This is a genomic window from Halorarius litoreus, from assembly GCF_024362405.1.
GTDB classification, from domain to species: Archaea; Halobacteriota; Halobacteria; order Halobacteriales; family Haloarculaceae; genus Halorarius; species Halorarius litoreus.
On record NZ_CP101454.1, the window covers coordinates 257283 to 281312 of the forward strand.

Annotated in this window: 21 protein-coding genes; 14 read left to right on the forward strand and 7 right to left on the reverse strand. The window is 69.2% G+C overall.

Annotated features, from left to right (window positions below):
* Positions 1-30: 30 nt before the first annotated feature.
* The 6 genes from NL126_RS01365 to NL126_RS01390 all read left to right on the forward strand — a co-directional run bounded on the left by NL126_RS01365 (position 31) and on the right by NL126_RS01390 (position 12767).
* Entirely contained in the window at positions 31-507 is a 477-nt protein-coding gene (locus tag NL126_RS01365; RefSeq protein WP_255197108.1) for a hypothetical protein, read from the forward strand.
* 38 nt (positions 508-545) lie between these two features.
* Positions 546-941 carry a DUF7971 family protein gene (locus tag NL126_RS01370; protein ID WP_255197109.1) on the forward strand — a complete coding sequence of 132 codons (396 nt, stop codon included), beginning with the start codon at positions 546-548 and terminating at the stop codon, positions 939-941.
* 69 nt (positions 942-1010) lie between these two features.
* Positions 1011-3074, forward strand: coding sequence for a histidine kinase N-terminal 7TM domain-containing protein (locus tag NL126_RS01375; RefSeq protein WP_255197110.1), 2064 nt, complete (start codon positions 1011-1013; stop codon positions 3072-3074).
* 342 nt (positions 3075-3416) lie between these two features.
* Entirely contained in the window at positions 3417-10505 is a 7089-nt protein-coding gene (locus NL126_RS01380) for a PKD domain-containing protein (protein ID WP_255197111.1), read from the forward strand.
* A gap of 1 nt (position 10506) precedes the next feature.
* Positions 10507-11730 carry a dockerin type I domain-containing protein gene (locus NL126_RS01385; RefSeq protein WP_255197112.1) on the forward strand — a complete coding sequence of 408 codons (1224 nt, stop codon included), beginning with the start codon at positions 10507-10509 and terminating at the stop codon, positions 11728-11730.
* On the forward strand, positions 11730-12767 hold the full coding sequence (locus NL126_RS01390) for a CARDB domain-containing protein (RefSeq protein WP_255197113.1): 1038 nt from the start codon (positions 11730-11732) through the stop codon (positions 12765-12767). Before NL126_RS01385 ends, NL126_RS01390 begins: the two co-directional genes overlap by 1 nt.
* On the opposite strand, the gene NL126_RS01395 is transcribed toward NL126_RS01390, so the two are convergent.
* Together NL126_RS01395 and NL126_RS01400 are read right to left on the reverse strand one after the other, a co-directional pair.
* Positions 12764-13243: a DUF8159 domain-containing protein gene (locus NL126_RS01395; RefSeq protein ID WP_255197114.1), complete on the reverse strand. Its 480-nt coding sequence runs from the start codon at positions 13241-13243 to the stop codon at positions 12764-12766. The two genes, NL126_RS01390 and NL126_RS01395, sit on opposite strands and share 4 nt — an antisense overlap.
* A gap of 51 nt (positions 13244-13294) precedes the next feature.
* On the reverse strand, positions 13295-14095 hold the full coding sequence (locus NL126_RS01400; RefSeq protein ID WP_255197115.1) for an N-acyl homoserine lactonase family protein: 801 nt from the start codon (positions 14093-14095) through the stop codon (positions 13295-13297).
* Positions 14096-14185: 90 nt separating this feature from the next.
* Here NL126_RS01400 and NL126_RS01405 point away from each other — a divergent pair, with 90 nt between their 5' ends.
* Genes NL126_RS01405 through NL126_RS01415 form a run of 3 tightly spaced genes read left to right on the forward strand, consistent with a single transcriptional unit; the run spans position 14186 to position 15066 of the window.
* Positions 14186-14464, forward strand: coding sequence for a ubiquitin-like small modifier protein 1 (locus tag NL126_RS01405; RefSeq protein WP_255197116.1), 279 nt, complete (start codon positions 14186-14188; stop codon positions 14462-14464).
* Complete coding sequence (locus NL126_RS01410; RefSeq protein WP_255197117.1) at positions 14465-14719, forward strand: MoaD-like domain-containing protein; 255 nt, start codon at positions 14465-14467, stop codon at positions 14717-14719.
* Positions 14716-15066 (forward strand): DUF8048 family protein, encoded by a 351-nt coding sequence (locus NL126_RS01415; RefSeq protein ID WP_255197118.1) that lies wholly within the window; start codon positions 14716-14718, stop codon positions 15064-15066. The genes NL126_RS01410 and NL126_RS01415 overlap by 4 nt, the downstream gene beginning before the upstream one ends.
* Here NL126_RS01415 and NL126_RS01420 read toward each other — a convergent pair.
* Positions 15063-15956 carry an alpha/beta fold hydrolase gene (locus NL126_RS01420; RefSeq protein ID WP_255197119.1) on the reverse strand — a complete coding sequence of 298 codons (894 nt, stop codon included), beginning with the start codon at positions 15954-15956 and terminating at the stop codon, positions 15063-15065. The two genes, NL126_RS01415 and NL126_RS01420, sit on opposite strands and share 4 nt — an antisense overlap.
* A gap of 89 nt (positions 15957-16045) precedes the next feature.
* Between NL126_RS01420 and NL126_RS01425 the strand changes: the two genes are divergently transcribed.
* Genes NL126_RS01425 through NL126_RS01440 form a run of 4 tightly spaced genes read left to right on the forward strand, consistent with a single transcriptional unit; the run spans position 16046 to position 19148 of the window.
* The gene (locus NL126_RS01425) at positions 16046-16960 is read left to right on the forward strand and encodes a GIDE domain-containing protein (protein ID WP_255197120.1); all 915 of its coding nucleotides are present in this window, start codon (positions 16046-16048) and stop codon (positions 16958-16960) included.
* A 28-nt stretch (positions 16961-16988) separates the two neighbouring features.
* On the forward strand, positions 16989-17384 hold the full coding sequence (locus tag NL126_RS01430) for a VanZ family protein (RefSeq protein ID WP_255197121.1): 396 nt from the start codon (positions 16989-16991) through the stop codon (positions 17382-17384).
* Between the two features lie 48 nt (positions 17385-17432).
* Positions 17433-18509 carry an archaeosine biosynthesis radical SAM protein RaSEA gene (locus tag NL126_RS01435; protein WP_255197122.1) on the forward strand — a complete coding sequence of 359 codons (1077 nt, stop codon included), beginning with the start codon at positions 17433-17435 and terminating at the stop codon, positions 18507-18509.
* Between the two features lie 42 nt (positions 18510-18551).
* On the forward strand, positions 18552-19148 hold the full coding sequence (locus NL126_RS01440) for a class I SAM-dependent methyltransferase (RefSeq protein WP_255197123.1): 597 nt from the start codon (positions 18552-18554) through the stop codon (positions 19146-19148).
* 31 nt (positions 19149-19179) lie between these two features.
* On the opposite strand, the gene NL126_RS01445 is transcribed toward NL126_RS01440, so the two are convergent.
* The 3 genes from NL126_RS01445 to NL126_RS01455 form a co-directional block, all read right to left on the reverse strand.
* On the reverse strand, positions 19180-20244 hold the full coding sequence (locus NL126_RS01445) for a hypothetical protein (protein WP_255197124.1): 1065 nt from the start codon (positions 20242-20244) through the stop codon (positions 19180-19182).
* Between the two features lie 62 nt (positions 20245-20306).
* Complete coding sequence (locus NL126_RS01450) at positions 20307-20858, reverse strand: NUDIX hydrolase (RefSeq protein ID WP_255197125.1); 552 nt, start codon at positions 20856-20858, stop codon at positions 20307-20309.
* Between the two features lie 30 nt (positions 20859-20888).
* Positions 20889-21539, reverse strand: coding sequence for a DUF502 domain-containing protein (locus tag NL126_RS01455; RefSeq protein ID WP_255197126.1), 651 nt, complete (start codon positions 21537-21539; stop codon positions 20889-20891).
* A gap of 69 nt (positions 21540-21608) precedes the next feature.
* Between NL126_RS01455 and NL126_RS01460 the strand changes: the two genes are divergently transcribed.
* Positions 21609-23252: a DUF3604 domain-containing protein gene (locus NL126_RS01460; RefSeq protein ID WP_255197127.1), complete on the forward strand. Its 1644-nt coding sequence runs from the start codon at positions 21609-21611 to the stop codon at positions 23250-23252.
* A gap of 5 nt (positions 23253-23257) precedes the next feature.
* Here NL126_RS01460 and NL126_RS01465 read toward each other — a convergent pair whose 3' ends face one another.
* Positions 23258-23980: a profilin-fold protein gene (locus tag NL126_RS01465; RefSeq protein WP_255197128.1), complete on the reverse strand. Its 723-nt coding sequence runs from the start codon at positions 23978-23980 to the stop codon at positions 23258-23260.
* Positions 23981-24030: the final 50 nt, after the last annotated feature.

Genomic DNA, 24030 nt, shown 5'->3' on the forward strand with positions numbered 1-24030 from the left:
CGCTAACACCTCGGCACGACAGGTCCGCCCGTGACCACCCGCTCGTCAGCCCTCCCGTACGCAGCCGTGACTGCGCTCGCGCTCCTGTTCGGCGCGTCGAACGCCGTCCGACAGTACCTCCCCGTCGTCCTCGGGGTTCGGGGTACGACGCCGGCCGAACTGAGCGGCTACCTTCTCGGGGCCAGCCTCGTGAACGCGCTGCTCGTCCCCGTCGGAGCCGCTGTCGTCGGCTACGCCTTCGCCGACGGACTGGCCGTGGCGGCTCGGCTCGCCGTCACGGTCGCCGTCACCCTCCTGCTCGCAGCGCTCGGCGTCCTCGTCGGCTTCGGCGTCACCCTCACGTTCGTCCTCGACATCGAGGCCAGCGCCGGCTCGCTGGTCGGCCAGTTCCTGTCCGCGGCCGTGGTTGGCCTCACGAACGGCCTGACGCTCACCGTCGCCGTCGTCGCCGGTGCGGCCGTCCGCCGGCTCCGTGCGCGACCCGCGTCTCCAGAACCCACTCCGTAGGGCGGAAGCCTTTCCATCCCGCCAGCCGACGACCGGGTATGGACGAAGTCGACCTCGGGATTCCGAAAGGCATCCTCGACTCGCTCCCCGAAGACGGGGCGAACGCCGGCAAGGACATGGAGCGCGCGCTGGAGGACTACGAGCGGCGCGTGAACGCAGCCATCCGGACCGCCGAGAGCGACGCGGAGGCCGCGAGTCAGGTGTTGAACGTCATCGACCACCTGGAGTCACGGGCCCGAACGTACGACGAGTTCGTGCCGGAGCTCCGGGCGTGGGGCCAGTCGCCCATCTACGCCATCGCGTGGCGGAACTTCTGCGTCTCGCTCATCGACCAGTTCTACGAGCACGAGGAACTCGCCGCGCGACTCGACCGCGAACGCAACGCTCGTATCGTCGACGACGGGATTCGGCTCTCGGACGCCTACAAGGACTAAGCAGATTGGTATCGGAGCATCATCCGATTCTGAAGAAATGTTCAAGTAAGCGTACCCATCAGTTAGCCTATGCTTCCGGTCACCGCCGTCGCCCACCTCGGACTCCTAGTGGTGTCCGCAGTCACGACGAGCGGGCTCGCAGTCGCTAGTTGGCGGCGACGGAGACAGCCCGGTGCGTGGCCGTTCGTCGGCCTCATGCTTGCGACGACCGTCTGGACCGTCAGCTACGCCGCCGGGCTGGTGACCCCGATGTACACCGCCCGGGTGTTCTGGGAACAGATGCAGTGGTTCGGCATCCCGTTCGTCCCGCTGTTCCTCTTCCTGTTCTTCGTGACGTACGCCGGCTACGGCGAACTCGCAACCACCCGGACTGTCGTGGTGCTCGCGGTGGTGCCGGCGCTGACGTTCCTGCTCGTCTGGACGAACCCGCTCCACGACCTCGTCTGGCAGGGGACCGTCCTCCGGCGCACGAGTGGGCTCGTCGTCGCCTCGCAGACGTTCGGCCCGGGCTACTGGATGAACCTGTTCTACACGTACTTGCTCGTCGGCGGGAGCATCTGTCTGCTCGGCGTCGCCATCTACCGCGAGACCCACCCGTTCTCGCGCACGTCGGCACTGCTCGCCGCAGGCATCATGGTCCCCCTCGTCGCCAACTTCGCGTCGGTGTTCTCGCTCGGCCCCGTCGAGGGGCTCGACATGACGCCGTACGCGTTCACCGTGACGGGGCTCGTGTTCTCGCGTGCCATCTTCGACCACCGGCTGTTCCGCCACTCGCCCGCGGTGTCGCGGCTCGGGCGACACTCGACGCTCGCCGCGCTCGAAGACGGCGTCCTCCTCGTCGACAGCGACGGGACGGTCGTCTCGGCCAACGACGCCGCCCACATCTTCGATGCCGACCCCGTCGGCCGACCCGTGGCGTCGCTGCTGCCGGTGCTCCCCGACGACGGCGACCAGCCGACGATGTGCACCATCGACGGCCGCAGCTACGAGGTGAGCGCATCGACCATCGGCGAGGGCGTACCCATCGGCACCGTCTACCTCCTGTACGACGTGACCGACCGGGAGCGGCGACTCGCCGAACTCCAGCGGCAGCGGGCCGAACTCGACACGCTCGCGGGCGTCAACGACATCATCCGGAGCGTCGGCCGCGTGCTCGTCACGTCGTCGACCCACGAGACCATCCGCGAGGGGGTCTGTCACCAGTTGAGCGCGGCCGAGCCGTACACCGCGGCCCACTTCTCGTCGGAGGCACGTGCCGAGACCACCGTCGAGACCGTCCCCAGCTCGAAGCGGGAGGCCGAACCCGGAGCGGTTCGCATCGCAGTCCCCGTCGTCTACGGCGAGGCGACGTACGGCACGCTGTTCGTCGACCGGGCTCGCGACGACGACATCACCGACCGCGAACTCGCCATCCTCACGGAACTCGGAGAGAACGTCGGGATGGCGCTAAACGCCGCAGAGGCACGCCGCACGCTCCTCTCGGACTCGGTCGTCGTCATCGACTACTCGCTCACGGCCAACCAGTCGCTGCTGGCCGAAGCAGCCGCGGCCATGGGGACCGAACTCCAGTTGCGGGGGCTGGTTCCGCTCGACGGCGAGGCACTCCTCGTCTACGTCGAGGACGCAACGGACGACAAGGAGCGACTCGCGACCTGGTTCCGCGACCAGCCCACGGTCACGGCGGTCAGGGAGGTGGGTGATACGGTCGAACTCCGGCTCACGGGGAACTCACCCCTCCACGTGCTCTCACAGCACGGGGTCCGCATCCTCTCGGCGACGGCCGACATCGAGGGGTTCGTCGTCTCCGTCGAGACCGCGAGCGGCACCGGCGTCCGATCGCTCACCGACGCGCTCGAGTCCGTCGTCGGACGGGTGAGCGTGCTCGCGAAGCGCGAACGGACGAGCGCCGATGCCGAGGCGGGCGACCCAGCGGGAATGACCGACCGCCAGCGCGAGTCGCTGGCGTCGGCGTATCACGCGGGCTACTTCTCGTGGCCGCGCGACAGTACCGCCGAGGAGGTCGCGGACGCGATGGACATCGCACCCTCGACGCTCCACAGCCACCTCCGCAAGGGGCAGGCCAAACTCGTCGAGTCGTATCTCGACGAGACAGACGACGAGCAGGGGCGCTAAACGGCCCGTTAATCCGGCATTAAACCACCCGCCATGGCCCGTACAGGCCGAATCAGGGCCCGGAGCAGCACGATCGCTCCGAACGACCGACCAGCAGTGCGTTCACCGCAACTCACCGCTCGAGACGGTCTGAGGCGGGGCTCCAGGGAGACACCAAGTACTTCGATACACGATTTAACTCCCCCTGCCCACACGGTGGGGTATGACAGGGGATTTATCAGTCGCCTACCGACTGCAACGGACTACCTACCGGCGCGCATCTACGGGGACGCGTCACCCACGCCGACGATGACCGGGGGACGAGCGGCACGGGGAGCTACAGCGGTGGTTTTCGCCCTCCTCATGATACTCTCGCCCGCAGCGGCCAGCGTCTCGGTCCCGGTCGCCGACGGGGTGACCACGAACCAGGTTTCGAGCGTCGCGACCGGTGGTACCGTGAACGTCACGGGGGCAGTCGTGTACGCGAGCGGCACGAACGCCAGCGGCGACACCGTCGGGGCCGCGCGGTCCTCGCTCGGTAGCCCGGGGGTCGTGCGCACGACCGCGGATGGGGGGTACTCGCTCGAGCTCTCGTCGAACGCGTCACACGAGATCGTGTACGCGCAGGGCGACGTGCAGAACGGAACCGATGTCTTCCCGCGCGACGGCTCGGTCGACCTCTACGCGCTCGGGAACGTGACGGTCGGCACGAACGACATCGACCTCGGCCGGGCGAGCCTGCCTACCGGCTACGTCGTCGACGTGTTCGTGAACGACACGAACGGCGACCCCGTCGAGGGCGCGCAGGTCGCGTTCATCCACCGCAACCAGACGGCCGGCGGGACCGCGGCGTGGGGCAACGCGACGAGTGCCGACGGCCACGTCTACCCCTATCAGGACCCGGAGAGTCCGACGAACCCAGGCCTGGAGCTGGCGGGCACCGTGCAGGTGCTCGTCTTGCCGCCCAACAACTTCGAACAGCCGATCGTGCGGAACCTGACCGTCAACTCATCGAGAGACATCACGGTCACGCTCCCGGCGCCACCGGGCGGGAACCTGACGGTCGACGACGCTGGTGTCGCGGACCATGTCAACACCAGCTTCGTCGTGCGAAACGAGAGCGACGTCGACCAGAACGCCACGTACTACTGGTCGTTCGGCGACGGCGAGCAGGTACGGACGGAAGGAAACACGACCTCACATCTGTACCGTAGCCCCGGGACGTACACGGTTCAGCTCAACGTTGCCAACGATAGCACGGAAACCCTCTATTACTCCGAGACGGTCGACGTCACGGTTCCCGCGGCCGGAACTGCCGACCTCGTCGTTGACCCGAATCCGGCGAGCATCACGGAGAACGTCTCGTTCCGGGTGAAGAACGTCTCGCTGCCCGTCGACCAGAACGTCAGCTTCTACAACTGGGAGTTCGGCGATGGTGGGGTCGGCTCTACCCAGGTGAACAACACCACACACGCGTACACGAACGGAGGTACGTACACCGTGGAAGTGACCGCACGGAACCAGACCGAGCGGCTGTTGTTCACGCTCTCAAGGAACGTCACCGTCGGCTCCGGTGATGGCGCGCCAGCCGACGGTGGTGACGGTGGCGGCGGAACCGCCGCCGATCCGTGGCCCACCTTCGGTCAAAACGCGGCGCGGACGGGCTACAACCCCGGTATCGCCGGGCCACAATCCGAGCCGTCCGAGATCTGGAGCGTCCGCGTCGACGAACGGACGACCGGCACCCCCGCGATCGTCGACGGCGTCGCCTACGTCTCGACCGGCGGGTACGATTACAACACCGACGAGTCGATTGGCCGGCTCTACGGGTTCGACACCGCCTCGGGCGGCGAACTGCTGAACGTCAGCCTCCCGAGCGCCGCGAGTTCGACGCCGACCGTCGCGAACGGCGTCGTCTACGTCGGCACCGAGAACGGCCGGGTCTTCGGCTACACGACGACCGGGACGGAGGCGTTCAACGTCTCGCTGCTGACCGGCCCCGGAACAGGGGTGCGTTCGGTCGCGGCCGACGACGGCCGCCTCTACGTCACGTCGACCACCGGCTCGTTCTCCTACTGGCACGCGTACGACCCGAACGGGACGCAGGTGTGGAGCCTGTCGACCCAGCTCCCGAACGTTCGCGCACCCGCGGTCGACGGTGGCACGGTGTACGTCGCGGTCAACGACAGCCTTCGAGCCGTCGGCGCGAGCGACGGGGCGACGGACTGGTCGGCGTCTCACTCCGGTGAACTCGTCGGGAGCGCACCATCCGTCGCCGGCGACTACGTCTACCACGTCGGCGTCGCGGCCGACAACCAGAGCTACACCGGAACGCAGAGTCGCCGGAACGCGACGCTGTACGCCCACTACACGGCGAACGGCTCGCTCGCGTGGGCGAAACCGATCACGACCTACATCGACCAGTACCGCGACGACACGAATCGCGGCTTCCTGAACCGGACGGCTGCGACCGTGCCTGCGGTCGTCGACGGCACGGTGTACGTCGGCGGCGACCGGCTGTACGCGTTCGACGCGACCACCGGCACGCCACAGAGCGAGTACGACTTCGGCGAGACCGTCGCTCCACGGCGGGCCGACGCGCTGGCTGCGACCGACACGGGAACGCTCTACGCGACGTTCAAGGGCGTCACCGTCCAGGAAGAGCCGGACAGCGTCTACGCCTTCCGGAACGGGCAGGAGGTCTGGAACTGGTCGGACTTCCGCTACGGCCTCTCCCACCCGAGCGCGGCCAACGAGACGCTGTTGCTCACCACGGACCGGGCCATCCTCGCGCTCAGCACCGCCGAGCCGCCCGAGCCGAACCAGCCGCCGGACGCGGTCCTCGGCGCGAACCGGACGAGCGTGCGGGTCGGCGACCCCGTCAGGCTCGACGGCACGGACTCGATCGACCCCGACGGCAGCATCATCGAGTACCGCTGGGACACCGACGGTGACGGCACCACCGACACGACGACCCAGTCACCGAACGACACGGTGGTCGTCAGCTACCAGAGCGCCGGGTCGTACGACGCGACGCTGACGGCCGTGGACAACGACAGCGCGACCGATTCGGACACCATGACCATCACGGTCCAGTCCGACGTCACGCCCACCACCGGCGCGTGGCCGCAGTTCCACTACGACACCGCGAACGGTGGGTACAACGCCTCCGCGGTCGGACCGGCCGGACCCGTGGAGATCGAGTGGAAGGAGAGCGCATCCTCGCTAAATCCCCACGCCCCGGTCGTCTGGAACGGCCGGCTCTACAACACCGGTGACGAACGGCTGAACGCCTACAACGCGTCGACTGGACAGTTGGAGTGGGGAACTGATCTCACGCCCACGAACCACGAGTACTTCGACGACCGCTTCGACCTCACCTCCTCGGCGACCGTCGTCGACGGGGTGGCGTACGTCGGTGCGTTCTGGAACGACAGCAGTACGGATACGGCGTACGAAATCGTGTACGCCGTCGACGCGACCACGGGGAACGAGCTGTGGAACGTCTCCCGACCCGTGGACTACGGCGGCTTCTTCGACGACGGCCTCACCGTCGCCGAGCCGAAGGTCACAGACGGCAAGATCATCGTCACGAGTGCACCCAGCGACAGCGTGTTCGTGCTCGACGCTGGGGGCGACCACGCCGAACTGTGGAACGACACGCTGCAGGACCGCAACCCGGGAGAGGTGCTCGCACCGCCCGCAGTCTCGAACGGTCGGGTGTTCGTCACCCAGGGCTGGGACAGCGGCGGACGGGGCTACATCTACGCGTTCAACCTCACGACCGGTGCCTACCTCTGGAGTGACTACCTCGGCTTCAACTACGACGGCGCCGCGCCTACCGCCGCAAACGGTACGGTGTACGTCGCGCGCGACGGCGACTCGACGCTCGCGTACGACGCCGCGACGGGCACCGAACAGTGGTCGTCGAGCGTCGACGGCTACGCCGGCGAAGAGAGCGCCCCCGCCGTCACCGAGAGCCTCGTCATCGTCGGCAAGGGATTCACCGCCCAGCGCGCTGCCGGCATCAGCGGCGGCGTCCGCGCGTTCGACCGCGACACCGGCGCGCTCGTCTGGGAGCACAACGCCTCGGACGCGGTTGCTGGCGCGCCCGCCGTCGCCGGAACCCGCGTCTACTTCGGCGCGTACGACGGGACAGTGTACGGGCTCGACGTCGCGACCGGTTCGGAGCGGTGGACCTACCAGCTCCCGACCGGAGACCGCGACTCCGTGCCCGTCATCGTCGCACCCGCCGTCGTCAACGGCACGCTGTTCATCCGCTCGGGCACGAACGGGCTCGTGAACCGCGCGCTGTTCGCCATCACGGACGCGACGGCGTCCGGCGCGTTCGACGCCGACCTCGTCGCGAGCCCGCAACCCGCGTACGCGAACGTGACGAACGTGACGCTCTCGCTCGCGAACGCGAGCGGGACGACACCCGACAGCTACGAGTGGGACTTCGGCGACGGCACGACCGCGTCGACGACCCACCCGGACGCGAACGCGAGCCACGTCTACGGCGCGCCGGGCACGTACACCGCCCGTGTCACCGCCTACGACACCAACGGCACGCTGATCGCCAGCGACGAGACGACCGTCGAGGTGCGACAGCCCTCGGGCGTCCTCATCGCGACGCCGACGACGGCCGACGTGAACGTCACGAACGTCTCGTTCCGGCTGGTGAACGTCACCGGCGCCTCGCCGCAGTTCTACTCGTGGGACCTCGACGGCGACGGCCAGTTCGAGGACTCGACGGCCCACCCGAACAACACCACGAACTACACGTACGCGCGACTGCTCGGGGCGACGACGGCGCGCGTCGTCGTCTCGGACGACGACGAACAGTTCCTGTTCGACGCGACCGAGGTCGTCGACGTGGTCGACCGGATTCCGCCCGTCGCCCGCGCGACGGCGCCCACGTCGGTGAAGGCGACACAACAGTTCACCGTCGACGCGAGCAACTCGACGGACAACCACCGCATCGCGAACTACACATTCGACCCCGACAACGGGAGCGCGGTGACCCAGCCCGGCGCGACCGCGACGGTGTCGTTCGCGACGGCCGGCAACCACACGGTGAACGTCACCGTAACGGACGCCAGCGGCAACACGAACACCACCGCTGTCGACGTGTTCGTGCGTGAGGCCCCGGACCTGACTGTCGACGTGGCCGCACCGCCGACCCAGCAACTCGGCTCGGGGGCGACCGCGACGCTCACGGTCCACAACAACGGGACCGACGACGCGACCGGCGTGCAGGTGCGGCTGAACACGAGCGCCCGCGTGAGCTACTACCGGACGTCGCAGGCGTCGTACGACCGCTCGGTCGGCGACCTCGCACCCGGCGAATCGACGACCGTGACGGTCGACTTCACCGACTGGGCCGACGACAACGTCAGTAGCTCGCGGCCGCGCGTCGACCTCCTCGCGACGGTCGACCCCGGTGACACGGTCGCGGAGAGCGACGAGACGAACAACGTCGCAGAGAACGCGACAGACGTCGGGTACAGCGACCTGTATGCGTACGTCTACGTCCCGTACCGGACCATTCCGAGCGACACCGAGAGCGTGTCGCTCCGGTTCTACAACGACGGGAGTCTGCCGAGCCCGACGCACAACGCCACCGTCTCGTTCGGCGACGACTCACAGAACGTGACGGTGACGGTGCCCGAGATCGACGACGGCGACCGGTACGAGACGACGCTGAACCACACGTTCGCCGCGGGACGCAACACCGTGCGGGTGAACGTCACTGACGACCCACGGCTGCGGGGCAACGTCGACACCGACACCACGCGGACGGCGGCGTTCACGTTCCGACTGGAGCGGTTCAGGGTGCCGGACACCGTCGAGCGCGACGAGACGTTCTACGTCTACGCCTCCGGACGAGCGAACTACGACGCCGACCAGAACGCGACCATCGAGCTCCCCGACGGGCTGGAGCTGACCGACCGCTACCCGCGGACGCAGAACCGCACCGAGGACAGCTACCACACCTACCGGTGGGAGGTCCGCGCGGTGAACGAGAGCGGCGCCCAGCCGTTCACGGTGAACGTCACCGGCGCCTCCCGGAACCTGACTGACGAGGTGTCGACGACCATCGAGGTGTTGCCGCCACGGATCCGTCTCGAGAACTCGACGTCGGTCGCCATCACGGACAACGGCACCGAGACGACAAGCCTCGACCTACGCGGGGAGACGACGTACGACCATTCGCTGTCGTTCAGCGCACAACTCGGCCCGCAGGGCCGGACGCTCGACGGCCTCGAGTACCTGTTCGACTACCCGAACTACTGTGTCGAGCAGACGACTTCGCCGATGCTCGCGGCGCTGAACACCGACCAGTACTACCGGGAGAACCCCGCGCCAGGCGGCTACAACCGGGGGAAGGTCAACGACAGCGTCGCCATCGGCGTCGAGCGGATGACGACCGGCGACAACGCCCAACACGCGAACGGCGCGTGGAGCATGTACGGGGACGACCCGCGCGGCGACATGTACTACACGGCGTACGCGCTGTTCGGCGTCGGCTCGGTCGCCGCCGACTCCGTCCAGGGGTCGCGGCCGGGCGTCGCCGCCGACCTCTCGACGGCGGACTTCAACCAGACGGTGTTCTGGCTCGAGGACAACCAGGAGACGGACGGCCGGCTCGCCAACGACAAGTTCTACTTCGAGGACGACGCCGCGATGACCGGCTTCGGCCTCGTGGCACTGGAGCGTGCGGGCCCGTACAACGCCTCGGCGACCGCCGCGGCCGACGGGGTGCGCGCGAACGCCACCGCGTACCTCGTCGGCGCGCAGAACGCCGACGGTTCGTGGGGCGACGGCGAGAGCAACGCCATGTCCACCGCGCTCGCGGTGTGGGGGCTCGCGGAGTCGGGCGTCGACACCCCGGCGGTGAACGCGGCCATCGCGGACGGCTCCGCGTGGCTCGTCGCCAACCAGAACAGCGCAGGCGCGTGGACCGAGTCGCGGTCGGGCTCGTGGCGCGCGACCGGTACGACCAGCGAGACGACCGCCTACGCGGTGCTCGCGCTGAACGCCACGGGCGTGCCCGCCTCGAACCAGACGATCTCGGAGGGGACCACGTTCCTCGTCGCCACCTACGACAACAGCGGGTCGTGGGGCTACACGCGAGCGAGCGCCGTCGCCATCGAGACGCTGCTCACGCTCGGCGTCGAAGGGACCAGCCCCTCGCAGAACGTCACCGTGAAGTTCGGGAACGCCTCGAACCCGGCGCTCGTCACCAAGACCGTCACCGTCGACGACGGGACGCCGCGGGCGACCGTCACGCTGTCCGACGGCGAGCTCGCGACCCTGCGAGCCGCCCGCGGAACCGGGCCACCCATCCAGGTGACCGTCGAGGCGGAAGGGTCCGGCCAGCTCGTGGTCGGCCTCGAGAACGACCAGGTCGTCAACGCCGACGAGTACGAAGCGAACGGAGGTGCCTGAGATGCGCTCGAAGATGCGGACACTCACCCTACTCTGTGCGGTCACGGTACTGCTCGCCGCGACGGCCCCCGCCGGGGGCCTGAGCGCGACCGCTCCGGCGTTCGGGGCCACGGTCGAACTGCCCGACGACTTCCAGGTCGGCGAGAACGAGGTGCGGGTCGTCGTGGACAACACCGGGAACGGCGACGTGCTGTTCAGCCCGATGGTCGAGGTGCCGCTCGGCACGTCGCTGTCGGCACCCGCCCCGGACCCACACGTCGAGTACGGCTCGACCACCGAGAGTCGGACCTGGGCGGTACAGAACTCGAGTTACCGCGAAGGCGACTCGCTGTTCGTCTACGGCGAGGAGGTGCCCGCGGGCGAGACGCGGACCTACGTGTTCACGCTCGTCGTCGACGACGCGGGCAACCGCACCGTCGAGGCGGACGTCCGGCCGCTCTACAACGAGCCGAACAACGTCCGCGACGCCGCCACGAAGCGCGCACTCGGCGTCGGCACGCTCGCGGTCGACGTCACCGACGGGAACGGCACGACGCTCACCGGCGCGACCGTCGACATGGACGGCACCGACTCCACGGGCGGCGACCTCGCGCTGTCGGTCGCCGAGGGGACACACGCAGTCTCGGCGACCGCCGCAGGTCGAACGCTTCCGACCCTCGACGTCACCGTCGGGCCGGGCGCGACCGAGAACGTCTCGTTCGCGTCGCCCGATTCGCTGGTGACGCCCGCGGTGCTCGCGACGACCGGCAACGGGAGCGTCGATACGTCGAGCGTCACCCGGCAGACGACGCAGGCCGGCGACGCGACACAGCCGACGACGTTCGAACTCTCGTTCGTCGTCGACAGCGAGGGCGGCACGACCGTCGTGGGAGTCGGCCCACCGCCGGAGGTGCCGGCGTCCTTCGAGAGCGTGACGGCGACGGCCGACGGCACGTCGGTCCCGACCTCGACGGCGAGCGACGGGACGCTGCTCGTCGAACTGTCGGGAGCCGGGCCACACACCGTCACCCTCTCGCTCGACGGCTACGCGACGGGTGACGCCGATGGTGACGGGACTGTCGACGCCTCCGACGCGACACGTATCGCCGACGCGGTCGCCGGCACCGGCGACGCGACGGGCTACGGCGACGTGAACGGCGACGGCGCGGTGACGGCGGTCGACGCCATGCTCGTCGCGCAGTACGAGGAAGGCAATCGTGACGCGGCCTACCGGAGGGCGGACTGATGCGGCGACTCCTCGTCGCGCTCGTCGCGCTCGTCGTCGTCGCCGGCACCGGTGGGCTCGTCGCCGCACAGTCGACCGCGACGGTCGGCGTCGACGCGCCTGGGTCGGTGACTTCGGGACAAAGCACCTCCGGCGCGCTCGTCGTGACCGACGTGACGGACCCGGAGGGCGTCGGCTCGTTCACCGTGAACGTGACCTACGACCCGTCGGTCGTCACGGTGACCGCGAGCGGCACCTCGACGTTCGACGTGTCGACCTCGCACCCCGAGCCCGGCGTCCTCACGGTCGTCGGATACACCGGGCAGTATCCGGGGCCGGACGGCACGGTGACGCTCGCCGGCCTCTCCATCAGCGGGGAATCGACCGGAACGAGCGCGTTCGACACGACCGTCGAGTCCATCACCGACGCCGACGGGAACGCGCTCGCGAACACGACGAGTTCGGACAGCATCACCATCCAGCAGTCGTCGAGTGGCGGCTCCAACACCGGTGACGGCGGCGATGGCAGCGATGGCGGGTCGTCGGCCGGGAGCTCCGGCGGGTCGACCGGTGGCTCCACCGGCGCACAGACCAGCGAGAACGGCACCGCCGACCTCCAGGTCGTCGACGCGACGCTGTCGGCGCGCGAGGTCGCACCCGGTGAACCCGTGACGGTCACCGCGACCGTCGAGAACAGCGGGAACGCCTCGGGGACGGCCGAACTGGAGCTCGCCATCGACGGCACCACGACCGGTGACAGCCGGCTCGTCGAGGTGCCCGCCGGCGAGACGCGGACGGTGTCCATCGAGACGAGCCTCGACGCGACCGGCGAGTACGCCGTCTCGCTCGGCGGGGCCTCGGCCGGAACACTCAGCGTCGTCGAGCCGGACACGCCGACGGCGACGGAGAGCCAGCCAGTCACCCCCACGGCGAAGCCCGAGTCCCCCGAGACGCCGACGGCGACCGACACCGGGACGCCCACGGAGGGCGACGGTCCGGGCTTCGGCCTGCTCGCGGCGCTCGTCGCGCTGGCGCTCGTCGCACTCCGGCGACGCTAGGGCGTCGCGGTCCCGTCGACCCGTTCGAGCGTATCGAGAATCCGTAACGACAGCTCCTGTCCCGTTATCTCCCCACGTCGATACTCGCCGAGCCACGCGGCCTCTACGTGCCAGCGAGCGACGGGGGAGCCGTCGGCGACGATGGTGGCGTCGAGCCGCGTGACCGACCACCCGGCCTCGACCTCGCGGAGGAACCCGCCCGCGATGGTGCCGACTTCGGCGCTCAGTTCCTCGTACTCCTCGCCCGCCGGCACGTACCGGAGGCTGACAGTTCCGGCTGCCGTCGTGAGCGATTGGACGGTGACCGCCCGTCGGTCGAGATACGTCGCGAACGAGGCACGCGAGCCACCGGGCGTCGAGCGGGCCGGCGTCGACTCCGGGCGCGGCGTCGAGGTGGGCGTGTTGGTGGTCGCGCCGCTCGAACAGCCCGCGAGCGTCACCGCGCCGGCCACGAGGAACGCACGCCGTGAAATCATGTCAGTAGGCATGGGACAGCGGGACAAGAGTGTTCCCACACCACGCGCGCCTCACAGCAGCTCGGGGAGGCTGGCGACCTGCTCGGGGTCGTGACCGTACACCACGACCGCGTCACGGCGGCGCTGGAGGTCCTTGCACCGTCGGAGTGAGGCCTCCCAATCGAGCCTGGAGTGGAGCAGGTCGCGGCCCATCGGGTGTTCCGCCTCGTAGTTCAGCGCGTTGTACGCCTCGTCGCCGATGACGAGGAGGTCGTCGCCGTCCGCAGTCCCGTCCTCGACGAGCAGGCCGACCAGTCCGGGCGTGTGGCCGGGCAGGTGGAGCCACTCGAGCCCCTCGAACAGCAGGCCGCCGTCACCGTAGAGCGGTTCCCACGCCAGGTCGTAGTCGAAATCCGCGCGGATGTAGGCCCCGTCGGTGCCGGTGGCGGCCGCGAAGTACGCGTGTTTCAGCTCCTGCTCGTGGACGAACACCGACACGTCCGTGCCCGCGAAGTTGTGGAGGCCGCCCGCGTGGTCGAGGTGGAGGTGCGACTGGACGACGTAGTCGATGTCGTCGAGCGCGAACCCGGCGTCGTCGAGCGCGTCGGGCAGCGGGTGCTCGTGGGCGTCGTGATGCGTGAAGGCGTCGTACGTCTCCGCGGGCCAGTGGCCGTCGCCCGCGTCGGGGTGCGAGCCCGTGTCCCAGAGAATCGTTCCCGCGGGGTGGTCGACGACGAGGTTGAACACGGGGCCCTCGGCGCGGACGCAGTCGGGGTTCGGGTCGGAAGCGGTCGCCGTGACCGCCCCTTCGAGCGGGTAGTTCAGGTCGATCTCCATCGTGCCGCGGTCGACGAGGTGAACCGTGGTGTCCATATCCGGGGGGCGCACCGAGGGGTGAAAGGCGTTGCCGGCACTGTACGATTCCCCGACAGGCTTTATCGGGTCGCCCCCGCAGTATGGGGTATGCGAATCGAGTTGCGGTTCTTCGCCACCTTCCGCGAGGCCGTCGGGCAGAAGAGCGTCAAGCGGGAGTACGAGGACGGAACCGTCGGCGACGTGCTCCGTGCCATCGAGGCCGAGTGGCCCGCTCTTGAGGGGGATATCCTCGACGGCAACGGCGACATCAGACCGCAGTTGAGCGTCCTGAAGAACGGCCGCGAGGTGCTCCACCTGGAGGGGACCGCGACGCCGATGGAGGACGGCGACAAGCTCAGCGTGTTCCCGCCGGTCGCGGGTGGGTAGATGCGCGCCGAGAAGTCCTTCCGTGGCATCTCACAACGGCTCGCCCGCCACTATCTCACGAACCTCGGCGGCGAGGAAGTCGACGACGACCACGTCGAGGCCGCCGACTGGACCGCGACGCTCTCGGCGGAGAAGGTGAAAGCAGCGGGGAGCTTCGAGCTGACCGAGGTGACCGTCGTGTTCGAAGGGGAGGCCAACGTCGTCGAGCCGCTCGTCGAACAGTTCACGCAGAAGGCGATGCGGGCCGGGGGATGAACCCCATCGACGGCGAGCCGATGCTGGTCGCCGCAGCGAAGTCGAGCGTCCCGGGGAGCCGGCTCCCGGACCTGCTCGAACGGGCACAGGACCACCTCCACGGGCAGCTCGACGACTACCGGCGCGGCTACGAACGTGCACACGAGGGCGACCGTTACGAGGCGTTCTTCGTCGAGGTGAGCCACTGGGAGGAGCTCGGCGACGACATCGGGCTCTCGCGCCGGGAGCGCGACGCCGTCGCCCGCGCCCACCGCGAGCAGCTGCTGTGGGCCAGTCGTGACGAGGGACGACGCGAGGAGGTCGAGACCGCCCTCGACCTGCGAGAAGTGGTCGTCGTCGGGCGCTAGTCGCCGCGCAGGAAGGAGCGCACGTCGCCCGTGAACCGCCCGGGGTACTCGGCGTGGAGCCAGTGGGTCGCATCCCGGTAGCGGCGGATCTCGGGGTCGTCGATGCCGCTGGCGATGGCGTCCGCGACGCCCGGGCCGAGCGCGGGGTCGCGCTCCCCCCACAGGATGCGCGTCGGCACGAAGATGCGGGGGACGCGCTGCATCGTGACGGCGCGTTTGAACGTGGTCCGACCGAGCGCCCGGTAGTAGTTGAGCGCGGCGGTCATCGCGCCGTCGCGCTCCCACGCGACCCGGTAGCGCTCGATGTCCTCGTCGGTGTAGGCGTCGGGGACCGCGGTGTCGTCGTAGAAACTGCGGAACCCGCGGAACTCCCGCGAGGAGAGCAACGTCTCGGGGAGCCAGGGGAGCTGGAAGAACGCGGTGTACCACGACCGCAACAGCTGTTTCCCCCGGAGCTGGGCGCTGGGGCGCTCGGGGTCGAGCGTGTTGGCGACGACGAGTCGGTCGACGTGCGCGGGGTGGTGCCGGGCGAACGAGAGCGCGAGCGCGCCACCCCAGTCGTGGCCGACGAGGTGTGCCGAGCCGTGGTCGAACGCCTGGATGAGCTCGAACACGTCCCGGTTGAGCCGCGAGAGCTCGTACGCCGAGACCTCCTCGGGGCGCTCAGAGAGATTGTAGCCGCGGAGGTCCGGCGCGACGACGAGGTACTCCTCGGCGAGCGGCGCGAGCTGGTGGCGCCACGTGTACCAGAACTCCGGGAACCCGTGGAGCAACAGCACCATCGGTTTCTCTGGCTCGCCCGCGGCGACGTAGTGGAGTTCGACCTCGCCGCAGTCGACGAACCCCCGGTCGAACCCCTGGGCGTCGGCCCAGTCCTCGGCGGTATCCATACTCGCTGTACGACGGCTCACCCCTTCAAAGCCCACGCCGCGACCTGCCGCTGGCGAACGCTTTTGTCGGCGGCCGAGGTGGTGCGAACGTGTCGGCCACCTACGAACTCGTCCTGTTCGCCGCGTTCGGCTCCTTCGTCCTCCTCGCGGTCCTCGGCGGACTCGCAACCCCCACCACGCGCGAGTACCTCGACGCGAAGCCGGGGCTCTCGGCCGGCTACGTCGCCGTCGTCACGCTCGTCTGCGTCTCGCTCCCGGTCGTTCTCGGTGCCGTCGGCGAGTTTCCGAGCGACGACGTGCGTGCGATGGGGTTCGACCTCGTCCTCCTCGCGTTCGGCCTCGTGGGCGTCGCGCTCGGCGCCGGGAACGCGGCGCGCTGGCTCCGGTTCCGCGCGCTCGGTGACACGCCGACCGGCGAGACACGGGAGGGTCCGGTGTCGGTGACGGGGCTCGTCGCCCACGACGACCCGCCGCGCTCACCGTTCTTCGACCGCGAGGCCGTCGCGTGGACGTGGACGGTCGAAGCGAAGAACCGCCACGGGACGAGCTACGAGGGTCGCCGCGCGTGGGAGCAGGCCCGCGCCGGGCAGGGTGGCGTCCCCTTCGACGTGGACGACGGCTCCGGGTCGGTTCACGTCGACCCGACCGGCGCGAGCCTCGACTGCACGAGCACGACGACCGAGGAGCGCCACCCGGAGGACCCGCCCGGCCGCGCCGCAGAGATCACGAACCTCGATATGGGTGGCGAGCAGTTCCGGTTCACCGAGTCGGTTCTGTCCCCTGGTGTCGAGGTGACCGTCCTCGGTGCCGCGCGCGAGGGCGACGAGGGCGTCGTCCTCGCAGCCACCGACGACGAACCGTTCGTCGTCAGCGAGGGCGGGCGGGCCTCGACGCTACGCCGCTACGCGATTCGAGGGGTGGGATTCGGCCTTGCTGGTGGCCTCGCCGTCTGGTTCGGGGGTCACTGGCTACTGGAGGCGTTCGGTCTCGCCGTGCCGATGTGATTTTGGTTCCTCACGCGTACGGACGACCGTGAACCGGCCACGCGTCCCGGTACTCGCCCGCCCGCTTCGACTGGCAGTGGTGGCGGCCGTCGCGCTGGTCATCCTCGTCGCTTCGGTCGTAGACCCGCCGGGTTCCGGGGGCGCCACGACCTCGCTCGTCGCCGGCCTCCCGCTCGACAAGTGGCTCCACGCGCTGGCGTACGCGGGGCTGGCGAGCGTGCTGGCGTACGCGAGCGTTCCCGAACGTGGGCGGCGGGGCCGTGTGCTGGTCGGGGTCGTGCTGCTCGCCGCCGGCTACGGATTCGGCATCGAGCTCGTGCAGGCGACGCTCCCCTTCCGGTCGTTCGACCTGCTCGACGCGCTAGCGAACACGGTGGGGGCGAGCGTCGGCGCGCTGCCGTGGTTCGTCGTGCGCGGTCGGTAGCCCGGCCGACCCGACACCGCTTTCCGCCTCGACCGGAAAGGAGGGGCAATGAGTCAGCCGAGCCCCGATGTCTACGAGCGGGGACGCGGGATGGACGCGCACAACGAGGTGATGCGCGAGATTCGTTCGCGCAACGACAAGACGTACGACCCGACGGAGCCGACGCGCGTCTGGTTGGACGAGGACAACACGCCCGACGGCGTGAAGCAGTCGCTCACCATCATCCTCAACACCGGTGGATGCCGGTGGGCCCGCGCCGGTGGCTGTACGATGTGTGGCTACGTCGCCGAGAGCGTCGAGGGGGGCAGCGTCGGCCACGAGAACCTGCTGACGCAGGTCCAGCACTGTCTCGACCACGAAGCCGAGAACGCCGACGAGAAGAGCGCGCTCATCAAGATCTACACCTCCGGCTCCTTCCTCGACGAGCGCGAGGTGCCCGCCGAGACGCGCGACGCCATCGCCGAGACCTTCTCGGACAGAGAGCGGATGGTCGTCGAATCGCTCCCCGACTTCGTCGACCGCGAGAAGCTCCGGGAGTTCACGAGTCGTGGGCTGGAGACGGACGTGGCAATCGGCCTCGAAACCGCCACGGACCGGGTGCGCCACGACTGCGTCAACAAGTACTTCGACTTCTCGGACTTCGAGACGGCCTGTGCGGAGGCGATGGCCGCCGATGCAGGGGTCAAAGCCTACCTCCTGATGAAGCCGCCGTTCCTCACCGAGCGGGAGGCCATCGCGGACATGAAATCCTCGGTGCGCCGGTGTGCCGCCGTCGACGGCTGTCACACCGTCTCGATGAACCCGACGAACGTCCAGCGGTACACGATGGTCGAGGAACTGTACCACGACGGCGGCTACCGGCCACCCTGGCTCTGGAGCATCTGCGAGGTGCTCGAATCGACCGCCGACGTCGACGCCATCGTCGTCTCCGACCCGGTGGGCCACGGCTCGGACCGCGGCCCCCACAACTGCGGCGAGTGTGACGACCACGTCCAGACCGCCATCAAGGACTTCGACCTCCGGCAGGACCCATCGGTGTTCGAACAGGTCTCCTGCGAGTGTGAGCTGACGTGGGAGACGGTCGTCGACCGCGAGAAGAGCTTCGGCGCGCCGCTGACGCGATAACTGGCCCAGAACGCCTATTTTCGTCGACCGGATACTCCTCGCATGGATCGGTTTCAGAACACGCGACTCCCCGACCTCGACTGGTGGGCTCGGCTCTGGCCGACGCCCGGCGAGACGCTCCGCCGCCTCGGGGTCGGCCCCGGCGACGCGTTCGTCGAGGTGGGCAGCGGCGACGGCTACTTCGCGCTCCCGGCGGCACGCGTCGTCGACCCCGCACCGGTGTACGCGCTCGACGTCGACGAGCGACTGCTGACCGACCTGGAGCGATGGGTGGAGCGACAGGGAATCGAGAACGTCGTGACGGTCCACGGCGACGCCCGCGAGCTAGCCGGTACCCTCCCCGAGCGCGTCGACGTCGTCTTCATCGCGAACACGCTACACGGGGTCGAAGACCCCGCGGCGTTCGTCAAGCAGGCGTACGAGGCGCTTCGACCGGGGGGCCGGTTCGTCGTCATCAACTGGCACGACCGCCCACCAGCCGAGACGACGGTGGAGGGGAAACCGCGGGGGCCGCCAGCCGACCTCCGCCTCTCGCCGAACGCGACGGTTGACATCGTTCGGGCGGTCGTCCCGTTCCGGCAGGTGCGACAGGTCGACCTCCCACCGCACCACTACGGACTCGTCTTCGAGCGCGAGTGACCGGAACGGTCAGCAGGCGCGTCGAGAGCGGCTACACCCAGTCGTCGAGGTACACCACGTTGTCGGCGTCGACGTAGGCGAAGAACTCCGACTGGAACCGGAAGGTTCCGTCCCGTCGGACGAAGACGTAGAGGTCGTCGCCGTGGTGGAACCGCGGGTAGTAGACGTCGTCCGGCTCGATACCGATGCGACTCGAAGCCATCTCGGTGTCGACAACGCGTCCCAGCGGCATTGGTACCGACTTGCTACCGAAACGCAGCAGGTGGATACGAACGAGATGTCGACCCCTACCGGAGCCACTCGACCGGCACGCGGTGGAGACACAGCCGTCAGCCACTAGCGGCCGCGGTGAACCACGCCGGCTCCCGGACGGTCGTCGAGCCGGCTCCCGGACGGTCGTCGAGCCGACCGCCTCGTACTCGACGGTCTCGACACCCGTGACCACCGTTCCGTCGACCGTGCCCTGGTACGTGAGGCGGGCGCGGTCGATGCGGCCCTCCTGCGTGACGACGAGCCGTGCGTCGCCGACGGTGACGTTCTCGACCCGGCGACCGGCGACGACCAGCGTCTCGCCGTCGACCCCAGTTGCGACCAGTCGGAAGCGGTCACCGTCCGCTTCGACGCGGAAGGTGGCACGGGCGACGAGCGAGCCCAGCCACTCGACGTTGCGGGGCGTCCCGTGGCGCACCGCGTTCGGACGCTCGCGCGCGCCGTCCGGGTTGCGGACGAGCCCTTGCACGACGACTTCGCTGTCGACGAGGCTGCCGTTCGCTGTGCCCTGCGGCGCGACGAGCCGCTCGGCCGCGACCCGGTTCTCCTCGGTCACCGACACCAGGACGGCGCCGTCGACGCCCCGGAGCGTCCGGGTCTCGACGACGGTGTACGACACCCCGGACAGCGCCGCGACGTGCGCTTCGAGCAGACCGAACACCGCCACCGAGTCGGGACGCACGCCGGGCGGATACGCCGCCTCGGGCGTTGGGGCGGGCGCGGCCGTCAGCGTCGGCGTCGCCTCCGCCGCCTCCGGCGGCGCGAGCAGGGAACTACAGCCGCTCGTGACCAACAGCACCGCGACCGCCAGGACCGCCGGGCGCATCAGCCGCAGTTCGACAGCCGGGGATAAAACCGCTCGGCGGCTGGGCGCTGCCGCCGAGCGAGCTACTCGCCGTGTCGGAGCGCGTACTGCATGATAGCGATAGCCGAGCGGCCGTCACGGAGGTCGCCGGCGAGACACGCCTCGCGGAGGTCAGAAACGGACGCCTCGCGGACGCGGATGGACTCGTTGAAATCGAGCGTTTGTTCGGCCGTCGGCTCACAGCCACGGGCGACGAAGTAGTGGAACGTGGTCGAAAAGAGGCCGTTCGCGGGCTCGTAGCTGCAGAGGAACTCGACGCCGTCAGCCTCGTAGCCCGTCTCCTCGGTGAGCTCCCGGCGGGCAGCCGCCGCGAGGTCGTCGTCGTCCGGTTCGAGCCCACCCGCGGGGAGCCCGCGGTTGACGCGCTTGACGGCCTGTCGCCACTCCTCGATGACGACCACGTCGCCCTCGGGCGTGAACGGGAGGACGACGACCGAGTCCGGTTCGGTGACGGAGTGGAACTCCGTCTCGGTGCCGTCGGGGAGCCGGACGTCGTCGCGCTGGACGTCGAACCCCGGACAGGAGTAGTCGATCGCGGAGTCGAGGGTGGTCCACTCGAGGGGGTCGTCGGGCATACTGGCCGTGAGCGTCCAACGGGCAAAAAGTCAGGCGACTCCGCTCTCCTCGCGCAGCTCGTTCATCCCCGCTTCGGTGTCGGCAATGCCCGTCGTGACGATGAGCCGAAGCCCCCGGCGGACGCTCAGGTCGGTCGCGTGGACGCGGGATTCGGGGACGAGAATCAGGTTGCCCGCGGTCGGGTTCGGACTGTTCGGCACGAACACGTTGTACGTCCGGTCGCCGGTCACCGACTCGGCTTCGGGCGGAGAGTCGCCGGTGACGAACCCGAGCGAGTAGACGCCGACCCGCGGGTACTCGACGAGGACGACCTCCTCGTACCGCGTCGCGCGGTTGCTGAGCGCCTCACCGACCTGGCGTACCGACGAGTAGACGGTCGAGACGAGCGGGACGAACTCGAACAGGCGGTCGAAGCCCCCGAACAGCTGCTGGCCGACGCTTCGCTGGGCGATGAAGCCGAGCAACACGATCGCGCCGGCCAGCAGGAACGCCGCGAGCGCCTGGGCCAGCAGGTCGATGTTCGCCGTGTACTTCGCGAGTCCTGCCAACCGGACCAGCGGTCGCAGCAGGTTCGAGATGTATCCGAGCGCGAGTCGCCCGACGAACAGCGTCACGGCGAGTGGTGCGACGAGTAACAGCCCTGCGACGAAACTCCGGCGCAGTTCCGCTTTCAACCCCATATCCGGTGAGTGGCCGGAGCCCTCAAAAGCCTGCGGGGGGTTTTTGCCTGCGACCTGCTTACAGCTGGTATGCCAGGCGTACGCGACACGCTCCGCGTGTTCGCCGACTCTCGGCCCTCGCTGCGCGATTTGTGGGCGTCGCGGACGGGGACGTTCGACCGCACTCACTGCATCCTGCCGTCGGACGCGGTCACTGGCTCGTCCGTGACGGTCACGGTCCAGACGTGGGACGAGTACGAACGCCGCCACCCCTTCGAGGGAACGCTCGCCGTCGACGCTACCGACCCGGATGCGACCCATCCGGACGCCGTCGAGTTCACCGCGGCCGACGGCGGCCTCGTCCGCGGCCCCGTCTCGTTTTCGACACCGGGCGTCCACTACCTCACGCTCACACACGAGCCGTCCGGTCGGCGGTGGGTGTCGAACCCCGTCCGCGTCCACGACACCGAGCCCGCCGAGCGGACGTACTGGGGCGACATCCACCTCCACTCGCAGGTCTCCGACGGCGCCGGGACGATGGCGAAGGGGTTCCGGTTCGGTCGCGACGTGATGGCGCTCGACGTCTGTGCGTACACCGACCACGACACGATGGGCTTCTTCATCCCGCCGCAGTGGCAGCGGCGGCGGATGCACCGCCGCTACTTCGACGAGATGAAGGCCGTGACCGAGCAGTTCCACGAGCCCGACGAGTTCGTCACGCTGTTCGCCTACGAGTGGACGAAACAGCCGAACATGGGGGGCCACGTGAACGTCTACTTCGACGGCGTCGAGGACGCCGAACTGTTCGACTCGCTCGCGAGGGAGACGCACACCTACGAACAGCTCTGGCAGCGACTCCGCGCGTGGCGCGAAGAGCGGGGTCGCGACGTGCTCACCATCCCGCACCACCCCGCCGAGGAGATGTACCCGTTCGACTTCTCGAACGTCGACTACGACGACGAGCTCGCGCCGCTCGTGGAGGTGTACTCGCAGTGGGGCTCCAGCGAACGGCCAGAGCGCGAAGGGAACCGTCGGCCGCTGGCGATGGGCCAGGGAGAGGTCGAGACACCAGGCCACTACGCGCAGGACGCGCTCGAACTCGGCTACCGGGTCGGGTTGATGGCGGGCGCGGACTACCATGGCCCGTTCCCCGGGCACTCACCCATCCACGCGCCGCCGCATCTACCGTCGTGGCGCGACTGGCGCGAGGACGGCCTCGGCTGGGGGCACATCTGGCGACTGTGGAACGAACGCTCGTACCCAGGGGGGCTGACGGCGTTCCGCGCCCCCGAACTCACCCGCGAGGCCGTCTTCGACGCGCTCCGCTCGCGGACCGTCTACGGGACGACCCAGCCCGACCGCATCCTCGTGGAGTTCGCCGTCGACGGCGTGCGGGTGGGCGAGCAGGACAGCGAGGTTCGACTCACCGCACCCGACGCCGAGCGCGAGATTTCCGTCGACGTACACGGCACCGCCCCGCTCTCGCAGGTGACGGTGGTGAAGAACAACGAGCCGTGGCACGTCGTCGAGGGGACGGACGACCCCGACGCACCGCTCGACACGTACACCTGTTCGACGCAGGTCACCGACGACGCACCCGTCGAGGGGATGGCGTGGGACGACGAGCGGGGCACCGACGCGGACGTCTACTATCTCCGGGTCGAGCAGGTCGGCCGGGGTGAGCACGTGGGCGGGGCGGCGTGGGCTGGGCCGCTGTGGGTGGTGGCGACCTGACCCGGCTACAGCGTGATCTCCCGCAAGTCGAGTTCGAGGTCGCGGACGTGGTCGTTGTACGCCTCGACGAACCCCTCGAACCGCGGGACGTACTCGCGGAGGTCCACCGCGGAGGGCGGTTCGTACTGCGAGAGGACGTAGACGCCGCCGGAGCCCCCCGCGCGGAGGTACGACGCCGACGACGCCTCCCACTTCAGCTCCCAGCGCGTGCCGTCGACGCGCGCCGCAAAGGTACCGTAGTCGGTCCCCTCGTAGCGGTGGAGTTCGCCGGCCATCGTGTCACAGACCTCCCGGATTCGTGCGACGATGCGGTCGCGCTCGGCGACCACCGTGTCCGTGGATTCGAGCGCCGGGAACTCGGTGGCGACGTCGTCGAGGACGCCGTCGAGCGACGCGACGTGGTCGTTGAACGCGGCGACGAACGCGTCGTAGTCGGTGAGGGCGGTCGCGAGCGCCTCGGGGTCGGGCGGCTGTTTGGTCGAGACCACGTACGTCTCCGAGCCGGATTTCGGCTTGAACCGGAGGTACTGGAGGTCGCCGCCCTCGTACTTCACCGTCCACACCCCACCGGCGGTCTTGAACTCGCGCTGGCCGTAGTCGCCGCCCTGCAGTTTCGCCAGCCCGTAGGCTATACGGCCGGCGTGGTCGCGCACCGCCGCCACCACCTCGTCACGCTGTTCGGTCACCGCGTCGACGTCCGCGATATCGACGTCCAGTCCGTCGGTCATGCGCGCCCCTCAGTCATCGGCGGACGGAGGGGCCGGGCGGTGATAACGCC

What these genes read in the sequence shown, in the direction of transcription:
- NL126_RS01420 (WP_255197119.1), bottom strand. Translation starts at nt 15,956, where the DNA reads ATGGATACCGCCGAGGACTGGGCCGACGCCCAGGGGTTCGACCGGGGG.
- NL126_RS01440 (WP_255197123.1), top strand. Translation starts at nt 18,552, where the DNA reads ATGGATCGGTTTCAGAACACGCGACTCCCCGACCTCGACTGGTGGGCT.
- NL126_RS01395 (WP_255197114.1), bottom strand. Translation starts at nt 13,243, where the DNA reads ATGATTTCACGGCGTGCGTTCCTCGTGGCCGGCGCGGTGACGCTCGCG.
- NL126_RS01435 (WP_255197122.1), top strand. Translation starts at nt 17,433, where the DNA reads ATGAGTCAGCCGAGCCCCGATGTCTACGAGCGGGGACGCGGGATGGAC.
- NL126_RS01390 (WP_255197113.1), top strand. Translation starts at nt 11,730, where the DNA reads ATGCGGCGACTCCTCGTCGCGCTCGTCGCGCTCGTCGTCGTCGCCGGC.
- NL126_RS01380 (WP_255197111.1), top strand. Translation starts at nt 3,417, where the DNA reads ATGATACTCTCGCCCGCAGCGGCCAGCGTCTCGGTCCCGGTCGCCGAC.
- NL126_RS01385 (WP_255197112.1), top strand. Translation starts at nt 10,507, where the DNA reads ATGCGCTCGAAGATGCGGACACTCACCCTACTCTGTGCGGTCACGGTA.
- NL126_RS01415 (WP_255197118.1), top strand. Translation starts at nt 14,716, where the DNA reads ATGAACCCCATCGACGGCGAGCCGATGCTGGTCGCCGCAGCGAAGTCG.
- NL126_RS01400 (WP_255197115.1), bottom strand. Translation starts at nt 14,095, where the DNA reads ATGGACACCACGGTTCACCTCGTCGACCGCGGCACGATGGAGATCGAC.
- NL126_RS01460 (WP_255197127.1), top strand. Translation starts at nt 21,609, where the DNA reads ATGCCAGGCGTACGCGACACGCTCCGCGTGTTCGCCGACTCTCGGCCC.
- NL126_RS01405 (WP_255197116.1), top strand. Translation starts at nt 14,186, where the DNA reads ATGCGAATCGAGTTGCGGTTCTTCGCCACCTTCCGCGAGGCCGTCGGG.
- NL126_RS01445 (WP_255197124.1), bottom strand. Translation starts at nt 20,244, where the DNA reads ATGCGCCCGGCGGTCCTGGCGGTCGCGGTGCTGTTGGTCACGAGCGGC.
- NL126_RS01410 (WP_255197117.1), top strand. Translation starts at nt 14,465, where the DNA reads ATGCGCGCCGAGAAGTCCTTCCGTGGCATCTCACAACGGCTCGCCCGC.
- NL126_RS01370 (WP_255197109.1), top strand. Translation starts at nt 546, where the DNA reads ATGGACGAAGTCGACCTCGGGATTCCGAAAGGCATCCTCGACTCGCTC.
- NL126_RS01450 (WP_255197125.1), bottom strand. Translation starts at nt 20,858, where the DNA reads ATGCCCGACGACCCCCTCGAGTGGACCACCCTCGACTCCGCGATCGAC.
- NL126_RS01455 (WP_255197126.1), bottom strand. Translation starts at nt 21,539, where the DNA reads ATGGGGTTGAAAGCGGAACTGCGCCGGAGTTTCGTCGCAGGGCTGTTA.
- NL126_RS01375 (WP_255197110.1), top strand. Translation starts at nt 1,011, where the DNA reads ATGCTTCCGGTCACCGCCGTCGCCCACCTCGGACTCCTAGTGGTGTCC.
- NL126_RS01465 (WP_255197128.1), bottom strand. Translation starts at nt 23,980, where the DNA reads ATGACCGACGGACTGGACGTCGATATCGCGGACGTCGACGCGGTGACC.